Annotated in this window: 17 protein-coding genes; 10 read left to right on the forward strand and 7 right to left on the reverse strand. The window is 67.7% G+C overall.

All coding sequences use genetic code 11. The features are described from left to right. The first annotated feature begins 121 nt into the window (after positions 1-121). The gene (locus AC1RRF_RS14935) at positions 122-583 is read left to right on the forward strand and encodes a chemotaxis protein CheW (protein ID WP_492835921.1); all 462 of its coding nucleotides are present in this window, start codon (positions 122-124) and stop codon (positions 581-583) included. Between the two features lie 79 nt (positions 584-662). On the opposite strand, the gene AC1RRF_RS14940 is transcribed toward AC1RRF_RS14935, so the two are convergent. Further along, positions 663-1,676, reverse strand: coding sequence for a LacI family DNA-binding transcriptional regulator (locus AC1RRF_RS14940; protein WP_492836261.1), 1,014 nt, complete (start codon positions 1,674-1,676; stop codon positions 663-665). 71 nt (positions 1,677-1,747) lie between these two features. On the opposite strand from AC1RRF_RS14940, the gene AC1RRF_RS14945 reads away from it, so the two are divergent. The 3 genes from AC1RRF_RS14945 (at position 1,748) to AC1RRF_RS14955 (ending at position 8,986) form a co-directional block, all read left to right on the forward strand. Next, a complete protein-coding gene (locus AC1RRF_RS14945; protein ID WP_492835923.1) occupies positions 1,748-3,262 on the forward strand; it encodes an MFS transporter in 1,515 nt (504 codons plus the stop codon). Between the two features lie 198 nt (positions 3,263-3,460). Next, positions 3,461-6,829: a TonB-dependent receptor gene (locus AC1RRF_RS14950; protein WP_492835925.1), complete on the forward strand. Its 3,369-nt coding sequence runs from the start codon at positions 3,461-3,463 to the stop codon at positions 6,827-6,829. 126 nt (positions 6,830-6,955) lie between these two features. Next, positions 6,956-8,986, forward strand: coding sequence for a glycoside hydrolase family 97 protein (locus AC1RRF_RS14955; RefSeq protein ID WP_492835927.1), 2,031 nt, complete (start codon positions 6,956-6,958; stop codon positions 8,984-8,986). A 54-nt stretch (positions 8,987-9,040) separates the two neighbouring features. Here AC1RRF_RS14955 and AC1RRF_RS14960 read toward each other — a convergent pair whose 3' ends face one another. The 4 genes from AC1RRF_RS14960 to AC1RRF_RS14975 all read right to left on the reverse strand — a co-directional run bounded on the left by AC1RRF_RS14960 (position 9,041) and on the right by AC1RRF_RS14975 (position 12,657). After that, positions 9,041-9,889, reverse strand: a complete 849-nt coding sequence (locus AC1RRF_RS14960; protein ID WP_492835929.1) for an outer membrane protein — start codon at positions 9,887-9,889, stop codon at positions 9,041-9,043. Positions 9,890-9,981: 92 nt separating this feature from the next. Then, on the reverse strand, positions 9,982-10,500 hold the full coding sequence (locus AC1RRF_RS14965) for a lipocalin family protein (RefSeq protein ID WP_492835931.1): 519 nt from the start codon (positions 10,498-10,500) through the stop codon (positions 9,982-9,984). Further along, positions 10,490-11,317 carry a DUF1365 domain-containing protein gene (locus AC1RRF_RS14970; protein WP_492835933.1) on the reverse strand — a complete coding sequence of 276 codons (828 nt, stop codon included), beginning with the start codon at positions 11,315-11,317 and terminating at the stop codon, positions 10,490-10,492. The genes AC1RRF_RS14965 and AC1RRF_RS14970 overlap by 11 nt, the downstream gene beginning before the upstream one ends. Continuing rightward, positions 11,317-12,657, reverse strand: coding sequence for an NAD(P)/FAD-dependent oxidoreductase (locus AC1RRF_RS14975; RefSeq protein ID WP_492835935.1), 1,341 nt, complete (start codon positions 12,655-12,657; stop codon positions 11,317-11,319). Before AC1RRF_RS14975 ends, AC1RRF_RS14970 begins: the two co-directional genes overlap by 1 nt. A 120-nt stretch (positions 12,658-12,777) precedes the next feature. On the opposite strand from AC1RRF_RS14975, the gene AC1RRF_RS14980 reads away from it, so the two are divergent. From AC1RRF_RS14980 to AC1RRF_RS15000, 5 genes are read left to right on the forward strand one after another with little or no spacing between them, the layout of a single operon-like run. Continuing rightward, complete coding sequence (locus tag AC1RRF_RS14980) at positions 12,778-13,560, forward strand: DUF1295 domain-containing protein (protein WP_492835937.1); 783 nt, start codon at positions 12,778-12,780, stop codon at positions 13,558-13,560. 13 nt (positions 13,561-13,573) lie between these two features. Beyond that, positions 13,574-14,602 (forward strand): SAM-dependent methyltransferase, encoded by a 1,029-nt coding sequence (locus AC1RRF_RS14985; protein ID WP_492835939.1) that lies wholly within the window; start codon positions 13,574-13,576, stop codon positions 14,600-14,602. A 1-nt stretch (position 14,603) separates the two neighbouring features. Continuing rightward, the gene (locus tag AC1RRF_RS14990; protein WP_492835941.1) at positions 14,604-15,002 is read left to right on the forward strand and encodes a DUF2177 family protein; all 399 of its coding nucleotides are present in this window, start codon (positions 14,604-14,606) and stop codon (positions 15,000-15,002) included. Positions 15,003-15,054: 52 nt separating this feature from the next. Continuing rightward, positions 15,055-15,639 carry a sigma-70 family RNA polymerase sigma factor gene (locus tag AC1RRF_RS14995; protein ID WP_492835943.1) on the forward strand — a complete coding sequence of 195 codons (585 nt, stop codon included), beginning with the start codon at positions 15,055-15,057 and terminating at the stop codon, positions 15,637-15,639. Beyond that, positions 15,632-16,354, forward strand: a complete 723-nt coding sequence (locus AC1RRF_RS15000) for an anti-sigma factor (RefSeq protein ID WP_492835945.1) — start codon at positions 15,632-15,634, stop codon at positions 16,352-16,354. Before AC1RRF_RS14995 ends, AC1RRF_RS15000 begins: the two co-directional genes overlap by 8 nt. Positions 16,355-16,431: 77 nt before the next feature. Here AC1RRF_RS15000 and AC1RRF_RS15005 read toward each other — a convergent pair whose 3' ends face one another. Continuing rightward, complete coding sequence (locus AC1RRF_RS15005) at positions 16,432-17,544, reverse strand: glycoside hydrolase family 5 protein (RefSeq protein WP_492835947.1); 1,113 nt, start codon at positions 17,542-17,544, stop codon at positions 16,432-16,434. A gap of 89 nt (positions 17,545-17,633) precedes the next feature. Continuing rightward, positions 17,634-18,869 (reverse strand): MFS transporter, encoded by a 1,236-nt coding sequence (locus tag AC1RRF_RS15010; RefSeq protein WP_492835949.1) that lies wholly within the window; start codon positions 18,867-18,869, stop codon positions 17,634-17,636. Between the two features lie 127 nt (positions 18,870-18,996). On the opposite strand from AC1RRF_RS15010, the gene AC1RRF_RS15015 reads away from it, so the two are divergent. Then, the gene (locus AC1RRF_RS15015; protein WP_492835951.1) at positions 18,997-20,031 is read left to right on the forward strand and encodes a LacI family DNA-binding transcriptional regulator; all 1,035 of its coding nucleotides are present in this window, start codon (positions 18,997-18,999) and stop codon (positions 20,029-20,031) included. Positions 20,032-20,066: the final 35 nt, after the last annotated feature.

Genomic DNA, 20,066 nt, shown 5'->3' on the forward strand with positions numbered 1-20,066 from the left:
CCCCCCGCCCCCCCCCACGACATGATCTCCATCCTGTGCCGTAACGAGCGGCGCGACGTGGCTGCGCCGATCCCGACGCCGCTGGCACCATACGGATCCCATTCGTTTCGCGAGTTGAACCTTGACCGAATCCAACAACACCGCCGCCGTCCGAGAACTGATCGCGTTCCGCATCGGCGAGCAGGAGTTCTGCGTCGACATCATGTCCGTGCGCGAGATCCGCGGATGGACGGCCGCGACGCCGGTGCCCCGTTCCCCGAGCTATATGAGAGGGGTCGTCAACCTGCGCGGCGCGGTGCTTCCGATCATTGATCTGGGCGCGCGGCTCGGGTTGCGGAGCTCCGAACCCACGGCCCGTCACGCGATCATGGTCGCCTACGTCGGAGGGCGGGTCATGGGTCTGTTGGTCGATGCCGTCTCCGACATCCTCCAGCTGACGGACAGCGCCATTCAACCGACGCCCGATGTCGGCGGTGGCGACGGCCGGGGTTTCGTGAGCGGCATCTTTGCTTTGGACGGTCGCATGCTCAGCTTGATCGAACTCGACATGGTCCTGCCCAGCGTGGAAGCCGAAGCCGCTTAACGCCGATCCGGATGCTGTCCCACCGATGGCGCACGCTTGGTGGCGAACGACAGATTAAGAGCGATCGTGTCGAGCCTGTCTATGAACCGCAGGACTCTCGAACGATCAGCTCGGTGGGCAGTACGCCTCGGCCTCTGAACAGCTTGGGATCCAGGAGGCTGGCGACCAGCAGTCTGCCGGCCTCGGCCGTATCCTGTCGGATCGTGGTCAGGGTGGGGGTGCTCAACCGCGCCAGCAGCATGTCGTCATAACCGACGACCGACACATCCTCGGGCACGGAAAGCCCGGCCCGCCTGATGGCCTTGATCGCTCCGAGCGCCATCAGATCGCTCGCGGCGAAGACCCCGTCGAACGTCACGCCGCGTTCAATCAGCTGCGCGACGGCCGTCTCGGCCGACTCGAGTTCAAACTCGACCTGCACCATCAGCCGGTCGTCGACGCTAAGGTCGGACGCCGCGAGCGCTTCGAGATATCCGCGACGACGCTGGGCGGCCTCCGGATCGGAACCGCCGAGGAAGAGGATGCGCTTCCGGCCGCCTCGCGCGATGTGCAGGGTCGCGCGCCGTCCGCCCAGGACGTTGTCGGACCCCACCGAGCGGTACCGTTGTCCCGGCAGGTGGGCGCCCCAGACGACAAACCGGGCCTTGGTGTCGACCAGTTCGTTGAACGCGTTGTGCAGGGCCGCCTGGCCCAGGAAGATCACGCCGCTCGCCGTGCCGGTGTTGGTCGCGTGCTTGAGGTCTTCCAGGGTCGCCGCGGCGATGTGGCTGACGGTGAAGTCGCAGTCGCGCGCCCGCGCGGCCTCGCCGATGCTGGCGAGCAGCTCCAGAAAGAAAGGGTGCGAGAGCGGCAGGGGGCGGCCGCGGTTGTAGGGCGTGACGATCGAAATCGAACCCCCGGACCCGATCGGGGACCGCGGCATCGTCGATTTGAAGGGATAGTTGTGTTCGCGAGCCAGCGCCCAGACGCGCTGCTTGGTCTCGATGCTGATGAGCTTGTGGTCGTTCAGCGCCCGGGACACGGTGGAGGCGGAAACCCCTGCAAGGCGTGCGAGATCGTCTAGGGTTGTTTTGCCGTTGCCACCGCTTGCCATCGCACCCAACCTACACGGCCCGGCCGGATGAGGACAGCCCGCCCGGAGAGGGGTCGGGGGATTCGGACGAGGTGGAGGCGCTGGAAAAAGACCGATCCGGACCCGGTTCCCTCGCCCTGGCGCGCATGGTGAACGCCAGCGCGGGGCTGTTCGGGGTGCAAATCGTTTGGGGTCTTCAGAGCGTCGCGACGAGCCGGGTGTTTCAATCCCTGGGCGCCGAGATGGCGGATCTGCCGTTGCTCTGGATCGCGGCGCCGGTGACGGGGCTTTTGGTGCACCCGCTCATCGGCTGGCTGAGCGACAGGACGCGGAGCCCTTTCGGACGTCGCCGCCCCTATATCGCCGCCGGCGCCGTTCTGACGGCGGCGGCGATGGTCCTGATGGGCTGTGCGAACAGCCTGTCCACCGCGGTGGTCGCGCTGTGGCTGCTGACGTTGTCGGTCAATGTCGCGATGCAGCCGATGCGATCCCTCGTCGCCGATATCCTTCCCAAGGAAGAGTTGACCCGGGCCTATGCGGTGCAGGTGGTTTTCATCGGAGCGGGAGCCATCTTCGCCTCCTGCTTGCCTTGGCTGCTCGCCCACCTGCCGGCCGCCGACATCCGCCCGTCCGGCGGGATACAGAGTTGGAGGCTGGCCTTCTTTGTCGGGGCCGCGGCCTTCCTCGTCACTGTTGGCTGGACCCTGATCAGGACGAAGGAGTCCGGGACCACCGATGTCCATTCGGTCGGGGCGGCGCCGATCGCCGCCCATCCGCTGCGGCCCGCGCTGTGGCTGGCGATCGGCGTCGCGGTCGCAATCGGCGCGGCCGCCCTGGATGTTCGACGCGAGGTCTACCTCCTGGCGGCCGTCCTCATCCTGTACGGCGTGCTGGAGATCATCGTCCTGGTCCTGAGGCTCCGCAGTCCTTCGCGTCCGATGAGGGGCGTCCTCGAGATCGTCCTGTGCATCGCCGCCATGCCGCCCGTCATGCGTCGTCTGGCGGTGGTTCAGTTCTTCACCTGGTTCGCCCTTTTCACCCTCTGGGTCTATGCGGTCCCGACCGTCGCCGCGCTCCAGTATGGAAACCCGGCGCCCGGATCGCCGGCCTATGAGGCCGCGGCGAACTGGGTCGGCGTCCTGTTCGGCGTCCAGGATGCGGTCGCGGTGATGGCGGCCCTGTTCCTGCCGCGCATCGCACGGGCGGTCGGCGTCGCGCGAAGCCATGCGGTCTGCCTGGCGATCGGCGCCGCCAGCTTCATCTCTATGGGCCTGGCGCCGGGGTGGGGTTTGTCGGCGCTGCCCTGGGCGGGCGTCGGAATCGCCTGGGCGTCCATTCTTTCGGCTCCCTACACGATCGTCGCGACCGCGGGACCCTGCGACCGGATCGGCATCAACCTGGGCGTTCACAACATCTTTCTCGTCCTGCCGCAGCTCGTCGGCGCCAGCGTCCTGGGTCTGGTCGTTCAACGTTTGTTTCAAGGTCAGCTGACCTTGATCCTGCCGCTCGCGGCCCTGTCGTTCCTCATCGCGGCGGTATTGTCCCTGCGGCTGCAGGGTCCGGAGCGTTCCGAGTCGGATCAATGCAAGATTTTGCATAACGGCTGACCGGCCGGAAGGCCCGTTCTGAGGGGGTTTGCCGGGAAATCGCCGCAAAATGGTCTCGCTCCGCTTGCATTCTGCATCACAGTTACGCAAGACTATGCAAGAACCGCGCAATAAAGCGTGGGCAGGGAGGGTGAACACATGTCTTGCATCGCGATTCGACGCGCCTTGTTCGTGGGGGCTTCGGGAGCCGCCCTGCTTGTGAGTCTTGCCGCTACGCCGGCGGCCGCTCAGTCGGGGCCCGGCTCCGCCTCCGATCCGGCGCTGATCCTGGCGGCTCCGCAGGACGCGACCGCCGCGGGCCAGGAGCCGACCGTCATCGACGACGTCATCGTCACCGGCGTGCGCCAGGCGCTCGCGACGTCGCAGGAGATCAAGAAGAACGCCGACACCTTCGTCGATTCCATCACCGCCACGGATATCGGGGCGTTCCCGGACAAGTCAGCGGCGGAGGCGCTGGCGCGCGTTCCCGGCATCACGGTGAACCGTCTTCAGTCGGCCGACGACTCCACCCACCCGTCCGGGGAGCCCACCGGCGTCCTGATCCGGGGACTGACGCAGGTCAGAACCGAGTTCAACGGCCGCGACACCTTCTCCGCCGATTCCGCGCGCGGACTGCAGTTCAACGACGTTTCGCCCGAGTTGCTGGCCGGCGTCGATTCCTACAAGAACCAGACGGCCGAGATGATCGAAGGCGGCCTGGCGGGAACGGTGAACCTGAGAACGCGGGTTCCGTTCGACCAGCGCGGACTGCTCGTCACGGGCAACTTCAGACAGAACTACGGCGATCGCTCCAGCGAATGGACGCCTGAATACTCCGCCCTGATCAGCAATACCTGGGATACCGAGCACGGACGATTCGGCGCGCTGGCGAGCTTCGCCCGCAGTGACGTGATCACGCGCACCGAGAGCGTGATCATGGACAAGATCGACACCTACTGTTCCGCGGGCTTCGGAACCGCGGATCGCGCCACCCTCGATGCGAACGGCGCGGTGACCTGCTCCGCCAACCCGTTCGGCGGCTCCGGCTTCGTCTATGCGCCGGATGGCGTCCGCTTCTCCCAGGTCGACTACGACCGGCAGCGGCGCGGCGTGGCCGGGGCGCTTCAGTACGAGAACAACGCGGGCAATCTGCGGGCCACGGTTCAGTACATCGAGTCCAGCTACACCAACGCCTGGCTGGAGCGCGCGAGCCACGTGAAGCTGGACGGCAACTACTATGGGACCCGCGCCTTCAATCCGCGGAGCGGATCGTCCTTCGTCCGCAGTTCGGGCCTGACCTTCGGCCCGGACGGAATGCTTCAGTCCGGACTGCTGACGCAAACGCACGGAAGCTTCAGCGGCACCTGGGAGAGCGTCCAGGCCGCGATCAACGCCGGGTCGGCGGTTCCCGGCCTGCCGTTCGTCAACTACTGCGGCGCCGGCGTTTGCGGACCCGATCCGCGCAACGGCATGTATTTCGAGAACGAGGCCCGCAACTTCGATCACTCTGAGAAGACGCGCGACCTGTCCGGAAACGTCGTCTGGGATCCGACCGACAGGCTGCACCTGAGCGCCGACATCCAGTACGTCGATGCGTCAGTGAGCAACAACGACATCCTGGTGGCCGCCGGTTCGATGGCGAACGTCCAGTACAGCGTCAACGGCGACGGCACGCCCCAGGTCCAGCTGCTGCCGGGCACGAACGTCAACTATGCGGCCGGCGGACTCGCCAACGCCCACAACTACTGGATCCCGTTCATCCAGGGGCACATGGAGGATAACGACGGAAACGAGCTGGCCCTGCGCGCCGACGCCACCTACGCGTTCGACGAGGACAGCTGGCTTGATAGATTGTCCGTCGGCGTCAGATACGCCGACCGCGAGCAGACCGTGCGGTACTCGACGTTCAACTGGACGCCGATCGCGCAGCCCTGGTTCTGCAACGGGCCGGGCTTCAACGCCGACAACACCACGCCGGGCGCCTATCCCAGCGGCACCGGAAACTGCGGCGGCAACGCCGGACGCCCGGCGTTCCAGGGCTATGGTGCGGGCATCTGGGAAGCGACGACGCTCGGGGATTTCTACAACGGAAGCGTCTACGACAACGGCCCGCTGGTCTATCTGAGCCGCGACACCCTGCGGGACTTCCCGCGCCTGGTCGACGCGCTCGGGCCGCGCACCAACTCGCCCGTGAGCAGCTACACGCCGATCTGTGACCGCGCCGACGCGACGGTCGACGGCTGCTTCACGCCGGGCGAGTTGCTCCAGGTCAATGAGAAGACCACCGCAGTGTATGGGATGCTCCGCTTCGGCGGGGACGACCATACGATCTTCGGCGGCGTCTCCGTCGTCGGCAACGTGGGCCTCCGCGTCGTGCTGACGGAAGAGAACAGCGACGGCAGCGTGGCCTTCCCGGCCACCAACGTCTTCGACAACCTCGTGCCGTGCGGCACGCCGCTGTCGGGGAACAACATCGTCAATCCGTCCTGCTACCTGACGCCGGCGATCCGCGCCTTCGCGAACGGCGCCGTCGCCACGAACAGCTTCAGCACGGACTCGGTCAACTGGCTGCCGAGCCTGAACGTGCGGTTCGGCCTCGACGACGAGAACTTCATCCGCTTCGCCTATTCGCGCGCCATGTCGCGTCCGGACATCGGCCTGTTGCGCAACACCCTTGCGATCAACGCTCCGGTCTTCGGGACGACCGCGGACTCGCCGTACATCGTCTACAACTCCCCGACCGCCGCCCACACGGCGGCCAATGTGGTCGGCTACAATTTCGTGTTCCTGGCCAACTCCGGGAACGCCGCACTCAAGCCGTTGACCTCGGATCAGTTCGATCTGTCCTACGAACACTATGCTGGCCGCAACACGTCCTTCGGCGTGGGCCTGTTCTACAAGCGGCTGTACGACGCGATCTCCTTCGGCCAGTTCACCCGCGAGATTCCCAACGGGTCGTCGACCCAGACGGTCCAGATCAACGGCCCGAGCAACATCGACGGCGACAGCGGCGAACTGACGGGCGCCGAGCTGTCCTACCAGAGCTTCTTCGACTTCCTGCCGGGCTGGTGGAGCGGTCTCGGGGCCCAGGTGAACTACACCTACGTCCACCAGTCGGGGATCAATAACTCCAACCTGTTCACGGCGTCGTCGAGCGGGGACGTGGGGGCCTTCGGCGCCGGCCAGCAGTCGCTCGGCGGCACGGGCAACGTGATCGATTCTCACCGGCTCGCGGGGGTGTCGACGCATACGTTCAACGTCGTGGGCCTCTATGAAAAGGGACCCCTGGGCTTCCGGCTCGCCTACAACTGGCGCTCGCGGTACCTGACCCAGAACCTGGACTGCTGCATCGGGTTGCCGGTGTTCCAGAAGGCGGCCGGCTTCCTGGACGCCTCCGTGCGGTTCTCGATCAATGACAATATCGAACTGTCATTCGACGCGACGAACCTGCTCGATACGACGACCCGGTACGAGCAGCAGATCTTCGGCGACTCGCCGCAGACGCCGGGCGCCGCCCCGATGTTCCGCGACTCGGCGTGGAGCAGGGTCGATCGACGCTACCAGATCGGCATTCGCGCCAAATTCTAGGATACCGGCCCCATCGTCGCGACACGTCGCGGCGATGGGGCGGCTTAGCGGACTCCCGGGTTCGTTCGTCGCGCCCGACCGAAATCGCTCGCGTTCACAAGTGATTGTAAACAGGACTTCTCAGGCATGTTTGTACGCGCCCTCATCCTCGCCGCCCTCGTCCTGTCGGCCACCGCACAGGGCGCTGCCGCGCAGGAAGCCGCACGGGAGTGCTCGCTGTCGCCCGGCCGGGTGATTGAACTGTGCATCTCGGTCGATGGAGGCCGAGCCACCTATGAGGTTTCGCGCCACGGCAGACCGGTCATCGCGCCTTCGGCGGTGGGCCTGTCCTTCGCCGGAGAGCCCGCCGTGCGTTGGACGACCCTGACCGATGCACGGCGATCGGCAACCGACACGACCTGGGAGCAGCCCTGGGGCGAGCAGCGCGTCATCGCGGACAAACACACCGAAATGACGGTCACGCTCGGCGGAAATACGCCGCTCAACCGCCAGGTCGTCATGACCGCCCGGCTCTTCGACGACGGCGTCGGCTTTCGATACGCCTATGCGGGGATCCCCGCGGGCCAGGTGGTCGAGGTCGTCGCGGACAACACCCAGTTTCGCACCCTCGGCGCCAACCGGGCGTGGTGGTACCCGGCCTGGGGTCAGGAGCGCGACGAGTATCTCTATTCGGAAACGGACGCGCGCCGGATCACGACGGCCGAAACGCCACTCACGCTGAAACGCGACGACGGCCTGTATCTGTCCTTCCATGAGGCCGCGCTCATCGATTTCCCCAGCATGCTTCTGGCGGGAGACGGCGCCGGAACCCTGAGCGCCCGGCTGATGCCCTGGCAGGACGGCGTGTTGGCCAAGAAGACCGGTCCCTTCACCACCCCCTGGCGAACGATCCTGATCGGGGAGACGCCCGGGGCTTTGGCCGACAGCCGGATCGAGTTGAATCTGAACGCGCCGAACCGGCTGGGCGACGTGTCGTGGTTCAAGCCCGGGAAATACGTCGGCGTCTGGTGGGAGATGCACCTGAACCGGACCACCTGGGGGAGCGGCGAGCGTCATGGCGCGACCACCGCCAATGTGCGGCGCTACATCGACTTCGCCGCGGCGAACGGCTTCGACAGCGTGCTGGTGGAGGGGTGGAACCAGGGCTGGGACGGCGACTGGATCGCGCACGGCGAGGACTTCCAGTTCACGACGCCTTATCCCGACTTCGATATCGCGGCGATCACCGAATACGGCCGGCGGCGCGGCGTCAGCCTGATCGGGCACAACGAAACGGCGGGCGCGGTTCCCAACTACGAGGCCCAGCTCGAGGACGCGATGGCCTTCTACGAGCGCCATGGCGTCGGCGTCGTGAAGACGGGCTACGTCCGCCATAGCGGCGACATCCGGGACGAGGACGGCGGACTGCAGTGGTTCGCCGGCCAATACATGGTCCGTCACCATCTCAGGGTCGCCGAGGTCGCCGCCCGCCATCGGATCGCCATCGACGCGCACGAGCCGGTGAAGGACACTGGGCTGCGGCGGACCTGGCCCAACATGGTCAGCCGGGAAGGCGCGCGGGGGCAGGAGTTCAACGCCTGGGGCAATCCCACGAACCCGCCCGAGCACATGACGATCCTGCCGTTCACCCGGATGCTCGCCGGCCCGATGGACTTCACGCCGGGCATCTTCGACATCCCCCGCGGCGGGATCGAGCTGACCCGCAGGGTTCAGTCGACGCTGGCGACCCAGCTGGCCGAATATGTCGTCATCTACAGCCCGGTGCAGATGGCGGCCGACCTACCCGAGAACTATCTGGCGCATCCCGACGCCTTCCAGTTCATCAAGGACGTTCCGACCGACTGGGAAACGACCCGGACGCTGCGATCGGAAATCGGCGACTACGTTGTCGTCGCGCGGCAGGAACGCGGAACGGAGGACTGGTATCTGGGCGCGATCTCGGACGAGGAGGGGCGCACCTTGAGCCAGCCGCTCAGCTTCCTGGCGCCCGGCAAGCGATATGAGGCGCAGATCTACGCGGACGGCCCCGACGCCGACTATCGCACCAACCCGGTGAGTTACGTCATATCCAGCCGGGTTGTGACGAGCGCCGATACGCTTCCAATCGTCATGGCGCCCGGCGGAGGGTTGGCGGTGCGGTTCAGGGCGCTTCCGTGACGGGCAGGACCTGGCGGCGCGCAGGCTTTCTGGGCTCCGTCGCGCCCCGGCCGGCTAGAACCGGGCGGCCAGGGTCACCCGGAAGCTCTGGAACGCGAGCTCGTCCGACATGCGTCTCTGGTCGGTCCCCTGTGGATTGACGATCAGGAACGGATTGGTCGCGGGCGCCGTGCCGGGGCCGGTCCGGACCGTCAGGCCGTCGCCGGCGTCCAGGTTGGTGTAGAGGTACTCGACGCCAAGGGTGAGCCGGTCCGTCAGCCAGGTCTCGACGCCGGCGCCGAGCTGATAACCGGTGGCGTCGTCCTCCGACGTCAGGGGCGTGAAGCTGTTGGCGGTGTTGGTGGTGAAGTAGCTGTCGGTCACCTTGGCCGTCGCGACGCCGCCGGTGGCGTAGATCAGCGCCCGACCCCAGGTGCGACCGCCGCGAAGCCGGGCGGCGTAAAGCGCGTCGCCGAGTTCACGTTTGAACTGATAGGCCGCGGGGGTGATGGAGAAGGCGGTCGCGAAGTCCTCGACGTTCACCGAAGCGGCCTCGACGACGACGCCATAGACCCAGGGGCCGGTCTGGAAGTCCCACCCGGCGCGCAGGGCGAAATCACCGACCACATCATCGTCGTCGAGGCAGCCGCTCGCGAAATTATTGCCGCGCGCCTTGCCGCCGCAGAACCCGCCCGGATTGGCCGTCGTGGGGCCGAAGGCGTCAACCATGGCGGCGTTGCGAACCGTGTCGTTGAAGCCTCCGTCCAGGTTGGTGTCGAAGACGACCCGTTCGTCCTTGTCGTCGTCGGCCACGGCGCCGCCGACCGAGAGGCCGATGTAGGGACCGCGCCAGTCCTGGGCGGCGGCGGGGGTGGCGATGACCAGGATCGTTCCGACCACGGCGGCGATGTCAAAGGTTCGCATGGCTGTCCTCCGTCAGCCCCCGGCGGGCTGCTCCGAAGGGAGGTACGGAGCGAACTCGATCCCGGATGCAGACCCTTGTGCGGCGTCGTTCGTCAGCGTTCGGAAGGCGTGAGCGCGGCGGTCGGCAGACCCAAGGCCTGCATCCTGCCTTTCAACCTTCCAATCTCGCCGGCCGGCATCGTGGGACTTCGGGACAACAGCGCCGGAAACTCCCCGTCCGCCGTGGTGGCGATCATCCAGCTGTAGTCGTCGGCATGGTCGATCACCCAATAGCGCTGGCGGATCAGGCCGCCGAAGAAGCTGGCTTCGAACTTGGTGTTCTGGGGCGCGTTCAGCACCCGGGCCGTGGTGTCGAAGGTCTGGAGCCGCCCGGTGCGGGACCCGCGATGGCAGGTCTGGCGGATGGTGAAGCGGCCGTCGTCGCGACGGGACCAGACCTGGCTGGCCGCCCAGCAGTCGCGTTGATGATTGTTGGGCGTGCGCAGGATTTCGTACCAGCGTCCCATGAAGCGCTCGAGGTCGACCGGACGCACGGGTTCGGGCGCCGCCCATGCCGAGGTCGGGAGCAGGATGAGGGCGGCGGCGATGAAGGCGAGGACTCTAGGCGACACGGGCGGGATCTCCATGAACGGGGCAGCCAGTCGAACGGCGCGCGACGGTGACGGCTTGATCGGGCGGCGGCGGCCGTGACCGAAGGCGCATGCCCTTCAGGAACAGCTTCAGCGCCTCCCAATGGATGCCGGCGACCACCTTCACGGTGAGCAGGGGGTGTGAGGCCCAGGCGGCGAAAAGACGGGCGTCGGTCAGCGGCGCCCAGCGCCCGACGAAGACCGCCGTCAGCATCGATCCTTCGTTGTCGTCGACATCGATCACCAACCGCGTCGTTTCACCCGGAGGCTGGACCCGGAAGCGATAGGTCAGGTCCATGTCCATGAAGGGCGACACGTAGAACCGCTTGTCGATCGTCTGGCGCACGAGGGCGTTGTCCGGATCGTCGACGGGGATCAGATAGCCGTGCCTTTCGCCGAAGGTGTTCGAGACCTCATACAGGGTGGCGGCCAGGCCGCCGTCCGCGCGATGGCAGAAGTAGACACTGATTGGATTGAAGGCGTGGCCCAGCACGCGCGGCATGGTCAGCAGGCGGATCGGCCCGTCGGCGGGCAGGCCGGCGTCTCGCAGACGTTCCCGAACCTGCACCTGCAGGGGACGACCGCTCCCGTCGCCGTGGTCCGCCTCCCGGAAACCCGCCAACCCGAACCGGCCGCCGGATAGCCAGCGCCGCGTGGCCAGGAGCGCCGGCGCCTGGTCCAGGTCGATCAGCAGCATGAAGATGCGGTAGCGCAGGGCATGCCGAACCGGTCGATGGCGGGCATGGGTGACCACGCCGCTGTACAGGCCGAAAGCGGGATATTCGGCCGCGCCTTCCATCAGGCCGCTTCCGCCAGGTTGGGGCGCGGATGCAGGACGATGCGGCCGCTTTCGTCGGCGACCGTCCAGGGCCGCCGCACGCCGCCCAACTGCTCGGCGACGGCCAGACCGGCCTGAAGGCCGTCTTCATGGAAGCCGGAGCCGAACCAGGCGCCGCAGAACCAGACGTTCCCGCCGCCCTGCAGCGACCAGAGCTCCTGTTGCGCCGTCAGGCCCGCGGCGTTGAACACGGGATGCTCATAGTCGAACTCGGCCAGGGTCAGATCCGACCGGGGCTCATGCATCGGGTTCAGCGTCACCATCAACGGCGCGCCCGGCAACGACTGCAACTGGTTCATCCAGTAGGTGACGCCGCCCGCCGAGCGGTCGTCGCCCCGACGGCTGACATGGTTCCAGGCCGCCCAGGCGGCGCGGCGCTTGGGCATCTGACGGACATCCCGGTGCAGGACCGCGCGGTTGCGCTGATAGGGGAGGGCGCCCAGCAGCCGACGTTCGTCGGCCGAGGGCTGGGCGAGGAGGCGCAAGGCCTGATCGGCATGGACCGCCAGGATCACGGCGTCGAAACGGTCGGGGCCGTCCGCGGTGAAGACGGTTGCGCCCGTCGCGTCGCGGAGCACGCCCTGCACGGGACGGTTCGCACGGACCTGTCCGCGGAACGCCTGCCTCAGGCGGGAAACGTAGGCCCGGCTGCCGCCGTCGACGGTGCGCCAGTTGGGCCGCATGTCCACCTCCAGAAGCCTGTGGTTGCGGTAGAACCGGACGAAGGCCGCCGCCGGATAGTCCGCCATCTGCCCGGACGAGGCCGACCAGATCGCCGCCGCCTGGGGCAGGAGGTGGTGGTCCATGAACATCCGGCCGTAGCCGCCCTGGTTCAGGTACTCGCCCAGGGAGATGCCCGACGTCTCCATCACCGGCAGGTCCAGGGGCGCGCGCCGATGGAAGCGCTTCAGATCGGCCAGCATCGACCAGAACCGGGGGCTGGTCAGGTTGCTCTTCTGCGCGAACAGGCCCGCCGCGCCGTGGCTGGAGTATTCGAAGGCGCCGTCGTCGACCGAGACGGCGAACGACATATGCGCCGGCTTGGTGGGCGCCTCGAGGTGCGCGAGCAGGGCGGTCAGGTTGGGATAGTTGGGCTCATTGTAGACGATGAAGCCCGTGTCGACGGCGATCTCGCCGGCCTCACCGGGCACGAGCACGGTGTTGGAATGGCCGCCCAGCCGCCCATCGGCTTCATAGAGCGTGACGTCGTGGGCCTGGGACAACAGCCAGGCGCAGGACAGGCCGGATATCCCCGCGCCGACGACGGCGATCCGGCGCGGCGGCTGTTGTCTGGACGGCATGGAGGCGGCTCCGCTGGAGGTCATCGCCGGGAGTTACGGACCTCCTGAGGATCTGGATGCGCATCCGTGATTGCAGGTCGCGCGTAGCTGCCTGCGAACAGCCGTCGGAGAGCCGAGTTCATGATCTTGCTGGCCATCGCCGCCGCCGCCGGGCTGATGACCCTGGCTTGGGCCGTGGTGCGCGCGACCGGAAACGGCGGATGGACGGATGTCTTCTGGGCGGGGTCGGTCGGGCTGTTGGCGGCCTGGGCGGCGCTGCAGCCGTCGGAGAGCGCCTCGTTGGCGAGACAGGCGCTCGTCGCCGCCCTGGTTGCGATCTGGGCGGTTCGTCTCGGGGGCTACATCCTGGCGCGGACCTGGCGAAGCGGGCACGTCGATCCGCGCTATGAGACGCTGAAGCGCGCGTGGGGCGGCTGGGGGGTGAAGGCCTGGGGCTTCCTGATGATTCAGGCCGCCGTGATCGTCGTTCTCGTGATCGCCGTTCGCGCCGCCGCCGCGCGCCCGGACCCGGCCATCGGTTGGCGCGAGGGGCTGGCGGTCGCCGTCCTTCTGGTCGCGGTGGCCGGGGAGGGGATCGCCGATCGACAGATGGCCGCGTTCCGCCGGAATCCGGCCAATGCGAACAAGGTGGCCGACGTCGGCCTGTGGGCCTGGTCGCGCCATCCGAACTACTTCTTCGAATGGCTGGCCTGGCTGGCCTATCCCGTCATGGCCCTGCAGCCCGGCTACCAGGCCGGTTGGCTGTCGCTGCTGGCTCCTGTGCTGATGTGGTGGCTGCTCAACCACGTCAGCGGCGTGCCGCCGCTGGAAGCGCAAATGCTCAAGACCCGTCCCGACGCCTACCGCGCCTACCAGGCCCGGGTGTCGCGGTTCTTCCCCCGTCCCCCGCGTCCCATCGCCTGAAAGCGAGACCGCCATGTCCCTGTCCGCCCTGATCCGCTCGCTCCAGGACGCTCCGGCGCCGGACTTCGTCACCCGCCCCGCCATAGCGGGCATGGTCGCCGGCGCACGTCGACGCCTGGCGACGGATACGACCTCTGACCAGGGTTTCGCCCGCGAGATGGCGGCGCGGGCGATCGCCGAGCACACGGACGCCGCCAACAGCCAGCACTACGAGCTGCCGCCGGAGTTCTTCCGCATCTGCCTGGGCCCGCGCCTGAAATACTCCTGCTGCCTGTATCCCACGGGCGACGAGACCCTGGCCGAGGCCGAGGACGCCGCCCTGGCCGAAACCTGCGCCCATGCCGACCTCAGTGACGGCCAGTCGATCCTGGAGCTGGGCTGCGGCTGGGGCTCGCTGTCGCTCTGGATGGCCGAGCGCTATCCAGGGTCGTCGATCACCGCCGTTTCGAACTCCAACGGCCAGCGCCTGTTCATCGAAGAGCAGGCCCGGGCGCGCGGCTTGAAGAACCTGGTCGTGCTGACCCAGGACATGAACGCCTTCGAGATCGCCGAACGGTTCGACCGCATCGTTTCGGTCGAGATGTTCGAACACATGGCCAACTGGCGCGCCTTGCTGACTCGGGCTCGAACCTGGCTGAAGCCGGACGGCGAGTTGTTCGTCCATGTCTTCAGCCATCGGGCCACGCCCTATCGGTTCGAGGTGGAAGACGCCTCGGACTTCATCGCCCAGCATTTCTTCACCGGCGGCGTCATGCCCAGCCACGGCCTCATGCGGCAGTTCACCGACCTGTTCGAGATCCGGCAGGAATGGCGCTGGAACGGCCTGCACTATCGCCGGACCGCGCTTGACTGGCTGGCCAACATGGACGCCGAGCCGCAGGCGGTGGATCGCATCATGCGCGCCACCTACGGCCGGGACGCGCGGTTGTGGACCCGGCGCTGGCGTCGCTTCTACCTCGCGACGGCCGGGCTGTTCGGAGACAACGGCGGCGAGGAATGGGGCGTCAGTCACTACCGGTTGAAGCCGGTCCAGGGAGACTGAGATGCGCTATGTGATGGCTTACCTCGGGGCCGGCCTGACGATGGGCGTGCTCGATGGTCTCTGGCTGACGATCATGGGCGGCCGCCTGTATCGTCCGGTGATCGGCTCGATCATGGCGGACAAGCCTGATCCGGTCGCGGCCGGCGCCTTCTATCTGCTCTATGTCTTCGGGGTCGTCTTCCTGGCGGTGCTCCCGGGCCTGCGGGAGAACTCGCTCGGCCGGACCCTGACGGCGGGCGCCGTTCTGGGCCTGGTCGCCTATGCGACCTACGACCTGACCAATCAGGCGACGCTCAGGGTCTGGGCCACCCATCTGACCCTGATCGACCTGGCGTGGGGAACCTTTGTGACGACGGCGGCGGCGTTGGGCGGTCATCTGCTGGCCCGCCGGTTCGGCTGACGTCATCGATCAGCGCGTTGCGCCGGTGGAGGACCTATGCCAGCGTCGCGGCGTGCCCGCATCCGCCCCGCCTTCGATCGCCGACCAGAGGCGCGCAGAACTGGCGTCCGCCCTCAAGCGGACGGCGTCCGGCGACCGCGCGGCGCTGGAGGAGATCTACCGGTCGACCTCCGGGAAACTATTGGGCGTGGTGCTCCGTATCTTGCCCGACCGGCAAGAGGCCGAGGACGTACTGCAGGACGTGTATCTCACCGTGTGGCGCAAGGCCGACATGTTCGACGCCGAGCGAGCCAGCCCGATCACCTGGCTGGCGGCTCTGGCGCGCAACCGCGCCATCGACCGCATCCGGTCGCGCGGCGGGCGCAGCTTCGTGTCGGACGAGGTCGTGGCGAAGCAGCCTGACACCTCGCCTTCGGCCAGCGAACAGCTCGAAGCGGGGGAAGAGGCCGCGCAGCTGAGAGCCTGTCTCGAACAGCTGGAGAAGGATCGGGCCGAGGTCGTCCGCCAGGCGTTCTTCGGCGGGCTGACCTATGAAGCGCTCGCCCAGCGCGCCGGCGTGCCCCTGGGGACGATGAAGAGCTGGATGCGCCGGTCGCTGTTGCGCCTGCGCGCCTGCCTGGGTGACGCCCATGTCTGACCTGCCGCTGGATCTCACGCCGGGCGACGAAGCGGACCTGGTGGCCGCCGAGTTCGTCATCGGCCTGCTGGACGGCGATGCTCATGCGGTCGCCGCGGCCCGCGTCGATGGCGATCCGTCGTTCGCGGCCGCCGTCGTCGCGTGGGAGAACAGGCTGACCCCTCTGATCGATAGCGTCGCGCCCGTCACGCCGTCCCCGGCGGTCTGGACCGGCATAGCGCGACGGTTGCCGCGCAATCGCGCCGAACAGGGGCCGTGGTGGGACAGCCTTGTCCTTTGGCGCGCCGCCACCGCCGTAGCCGCCGCGATGGCGGCCGCCCTCGCCGTGGTGGTGTTGACGCCGGATCGCTCTGTCCCGCCGCCGTCCCAGCAGCCGGACGCGCTCCGGCCCATCCTGGCCAGTACGCGAATGCAGAGCGAGACCGGCCGGGTCCTGTTCGTGATCACCCTGGACCAGGAGCGCAACCGCGTGATCGTCACGCCGGTCGATCCGGACGGCCAGCCCGGCCATTCGCACGAGCTGTGGGTGCTGCCCAAGGAGGGCGCGCCGGTTTCGCTGGGCGTGATGCCTGACGACGCGAGCGCGGCCATGTCGGTCACCCTGCCTCTGAGCGCCGATGCGTCTCTGGCGATTTCGGTGGAGCCGGAGGGCGGGTCGCCGACCGGACTTCCGACGGGTCCGGTCGTTGCGCAAGGACGTCTGACCCCGCTCTGACGGCGCAATGCCCTCTAGCCAGGCCCATGTCCGTCGAGGGCGGCGCGGCCGTGGGCGCTCGTGAAGTCGGGGTCTGCCTAGAGGCAGTCTTCGTTGAACCGGCTGACACCGGCCCACGCGCAGGCGCCGTCGATGCAATCGATGAGATTGCTGGAGAAGGCCTCGGTGTCGTGGTCGTAGACCTGAAACCAGCCGCCGTCGTCCCAGACGGCGGTGGGCATGCCCGCGGCCTTGGCGTGAACCGCGTCGAAGCGGGCGTACCAAAGCCGGATGTTGTTGCAGTTCATGGTCGGGAGCCGGGTTTTCCAGCCGACGCCCCATTCGCCGATGAAGACCGGCATGCCGCCGCCGGTCGTTGAGGCCCAGTCCGCCATCACCCGCATCGGGCCGGCCATGTCCTCCTCGGTCCAGGGGTCGGCGTAGTCGCCCTGATTGTCGCCGGCGAAGGTCCAGGGATTGTAATGGTGGAAGGTCGCCATGACGTAGGGGTCGCGGCCGCCGCCCACGGCGTCCAGGTTCGGCCAGGTCGCGGCCATTTCCCGCGCCCCGAACCACTGGTTGCCGCCGATGACCACGATGCGCCGGGGATCGATCCGACGAATGCGCTCATAGGCCTGTCCGGTCATGGCCCGCAGGGTTTCGGGCGGCATGGGGTCGTGATTGCTCAGGTGGGGCTCGTTGAGGATCTCGAAGATCAGTCGTCCGTCCCGGTCCCGGAAGGTCGTGCCGATGTCGGTCCACAACTGCGCCAGAACATCCGCGCGCCCGTGATCCTTCAGCTCGCTTTCGTGGTGGGCGTTGATCACCACATAGAGGCCCGGCTGGGCGAGGGCGTAGTCGATCACCGCTTCCAGCTGCGCGAGGCGGGGCGACGCGCGGTTCAGTCGGCCAGTCGCGGGATCGGCCAGGGTCGCGCCGTCGATCGCCTCGGTCCAGGTGACCGGGATACGGACCACGCGAAAGCCGCGCGCGTAATAGGCGTCGATCTTGGGGCGCGCGGCCTCCAGCGTGGCCGGATGCTGGCTGTTGTCAAACATCTGGCCCAGGTTGAAACCCTTGCCCATGGCCTCCGCCGCCTGGCGCGCGGTGGGTCGATCGGCGGCGGTCGCCGGGCGCGGCGCGGCGGCGCACAGCAGAAGGACCGCCGACAGGAGCAGCAGGGCGCGCGGCCGGACAGAACGGTGAAACATCGCAGCCCCTTAGAGATGACGGGGGAGGGCAACAGCGCGATCCCGCCGTCGTCAAGGCTGCTCGGCCCGGTCGGCGGACAACTCTCGTATCAGCGCACCCGCCGCACCCCCAACACGGCGGCGCCGCCGAGAAGGGCGATCAGGGCGACGAGGCTCATCAGTTGCGGCCACGACTGACGGTCCGCGCCGAGGGCGACGAGGACCAGCCCGGGCGCCAGAACGGTGGGGAGGGTGTTGGTCAGGTTCATGATGCCGAGGTCGCGGGCCGCGTCCCGGCGGGACGGCAGGACTTGCGCCACCAGGGCGGCGTCGACCGTCGTATAGAGGCCGAACCCGACGCCGTAGAGGCTGTAGCCGATGAGCGGGCCGGGCCATGTGGGCCAGCCGGCGAACACGGCCAGGCCCGCGGCCATCAGACCGGCGGCGAGCAGAATGAAGCCCTTGCGCTGGTTGCACCGGTCTGACGCCAGGCCGCCCAGGAAGCCGGACACCACCACCAGGACCGTCGACAGGGCGATCAGTCTGGCCAGACCGCTCTCGACGGTCGATCCCGGAAACTGTTCGGCGTAGCGGGCGTGGTCGGCGAGATAGAACAGCATGTAGGCGTTCACGACACTGGCGGCGATCTGCAGGCAGAAGCGCGAGGTCCAGGCGAAGCCGAAATCACGCGAAAGCCTGGGGAAAGACCAGGGCCGCCGCTCCGGAACCGCGGCCGCCGGGCCTTCGCGATAGGTCAGCAGGAAGGGCAGGAGGCAGGCCGTCACCAGCAGGCCGAGCAGGGCCACCCGCGCTCCGACGTCGGCCAAGAACGGCGCGGTGATCAGCACGCCGCTGGCTGCCCCCAATGGCGCGCCAAGGCCCAGGAAGGCGGCGACGCGACCCTTCTGCCGGTCCGGCACGCGGTCCGCCAGGACAGCGGTCAACGGCGCGAACAACATGTTGAAGGCCAGTTGGAACAGCATGACGCCGGAGAGCAGCACGAACGGGCTCCGCGCCGCGGCGATGAGCCCATAGGCGAGGAGCACGCCCGCCAGCCCGGCCATGATCCACGGACGGCGTTTTCCGAAACGGTGCCGGGTTCGATCGCTGGCCCAGCCCACGGTCATGTTGGCGACGCTGGCGACGAGCGCGCCCCAAAGGGTGACGAGACTGAGCAGGCCGATCTTGTCGGTCGGAGCCAGGCTCTGGGCCTGCAGCGGCACCAGAAGGGACAGCAGGGGGACAAAGGCGATGAAGGCGCCGACATAGGCCAGCGTCAGGACGGCGATGAAGCCGGCTCCGACGGGGGCTGCGGGACCGCCCTCAAGGTCTTGGACGGCCTTCATGGTGCGCGGACAGTGGCCAATGTCGATTTGTGGAGCGAGCGAAATCTTGCGTGATACGCGGCGAAGATCGCATATCAGTCTCGCTGACGGACCACTGGACCCCGTCACCGGGGAGACTGCCGCCACGATGACCGCGACGATCTACGATGTCGCCGCCCTTGCGGGCGTCTCCATAAAATCGGTGTCTCGCGTCCTGAACCGTGGACCGAACGTCAGCGCCAAGCTGGAGGCCAAGGTGCTCGCCGCCGTCGAGACCCTCGACTACCGGCCCAATCTGTCGGCTCGCGCTTTGGCGGGCGCGTCCTCCTATCTGATCGCCGCCTTCGTGGACGCGGAACTGACCCTGGAGCACTGGCGCAGCGGGCGCGGCAACGACTACCTCAGCCGGCTGGAGTACGGCGCGCTCGTCGAATGCCGCAAGGCCGGCTACCACCTGATGGTCGAGCTGGTGGACTATGGATCGCCGAGCTTGGAGTCCTGGCTTCTGGCCCTGTTGCGCTCGTTGAAGCCGGACGGCGTGCTGCTGACGCCGCCGAACTCGGACGATCCCCGGGTGCTCGAGATTCTCGAACGAAACGGCACGCCCTTCGTGCGGCTGGGCGCCGAGGTCGACCTGGACCGCGGCATGCGGGTGTTCATGGACGACCGGCAGGCGGCTGAGGATATGACCGCCCATCTGATCGCGCTGGGGCACCGCCGGATCGGCTTCATCACCGGACCGGGCAGCTACGCCGCGAGCCGCAAGCGCCGGGAAGGCTTCGAGGCGGCGATGGAACGGCATGGTCTGAAGATCGACCCCGGCCTCATCGTCGAAGGCGACTTCACCTTCGATTCGGGGCGCCGGGCGGGAACCGCCATTCTCAGCCAGACGGAGCGCCCGACCGCCATCTTCGCCAGCAATGACGACATGGCCCTCGGGGTGCTCAACGCCGCGGCCGCGCTCGGCGTCGCGACGCCCGCCGCCCTGGCGGTTTGCGGGTTCGACGACACCCCCAGCGCCATGCTGAGCACGCCGCCCCTGACCACCATCCGTCAGCCCGTGGCCGAGATGGCCGCCGCCGCCACCCGGCTGCTGCTTCCGTCGTCGGCCGGGCGGCCGGGGCATGCGGAACGGGTGGACTATACCCTTGTCGACCGGTTCTCGACGCATCCGGCTGTCTGATGGACGGTTCTGTGACAGCGCTGTCAAATTAGATT

It is taken from the genome of Brevundimonas sp. GW821-FHT12C05 (assembly GCF_058807475.1).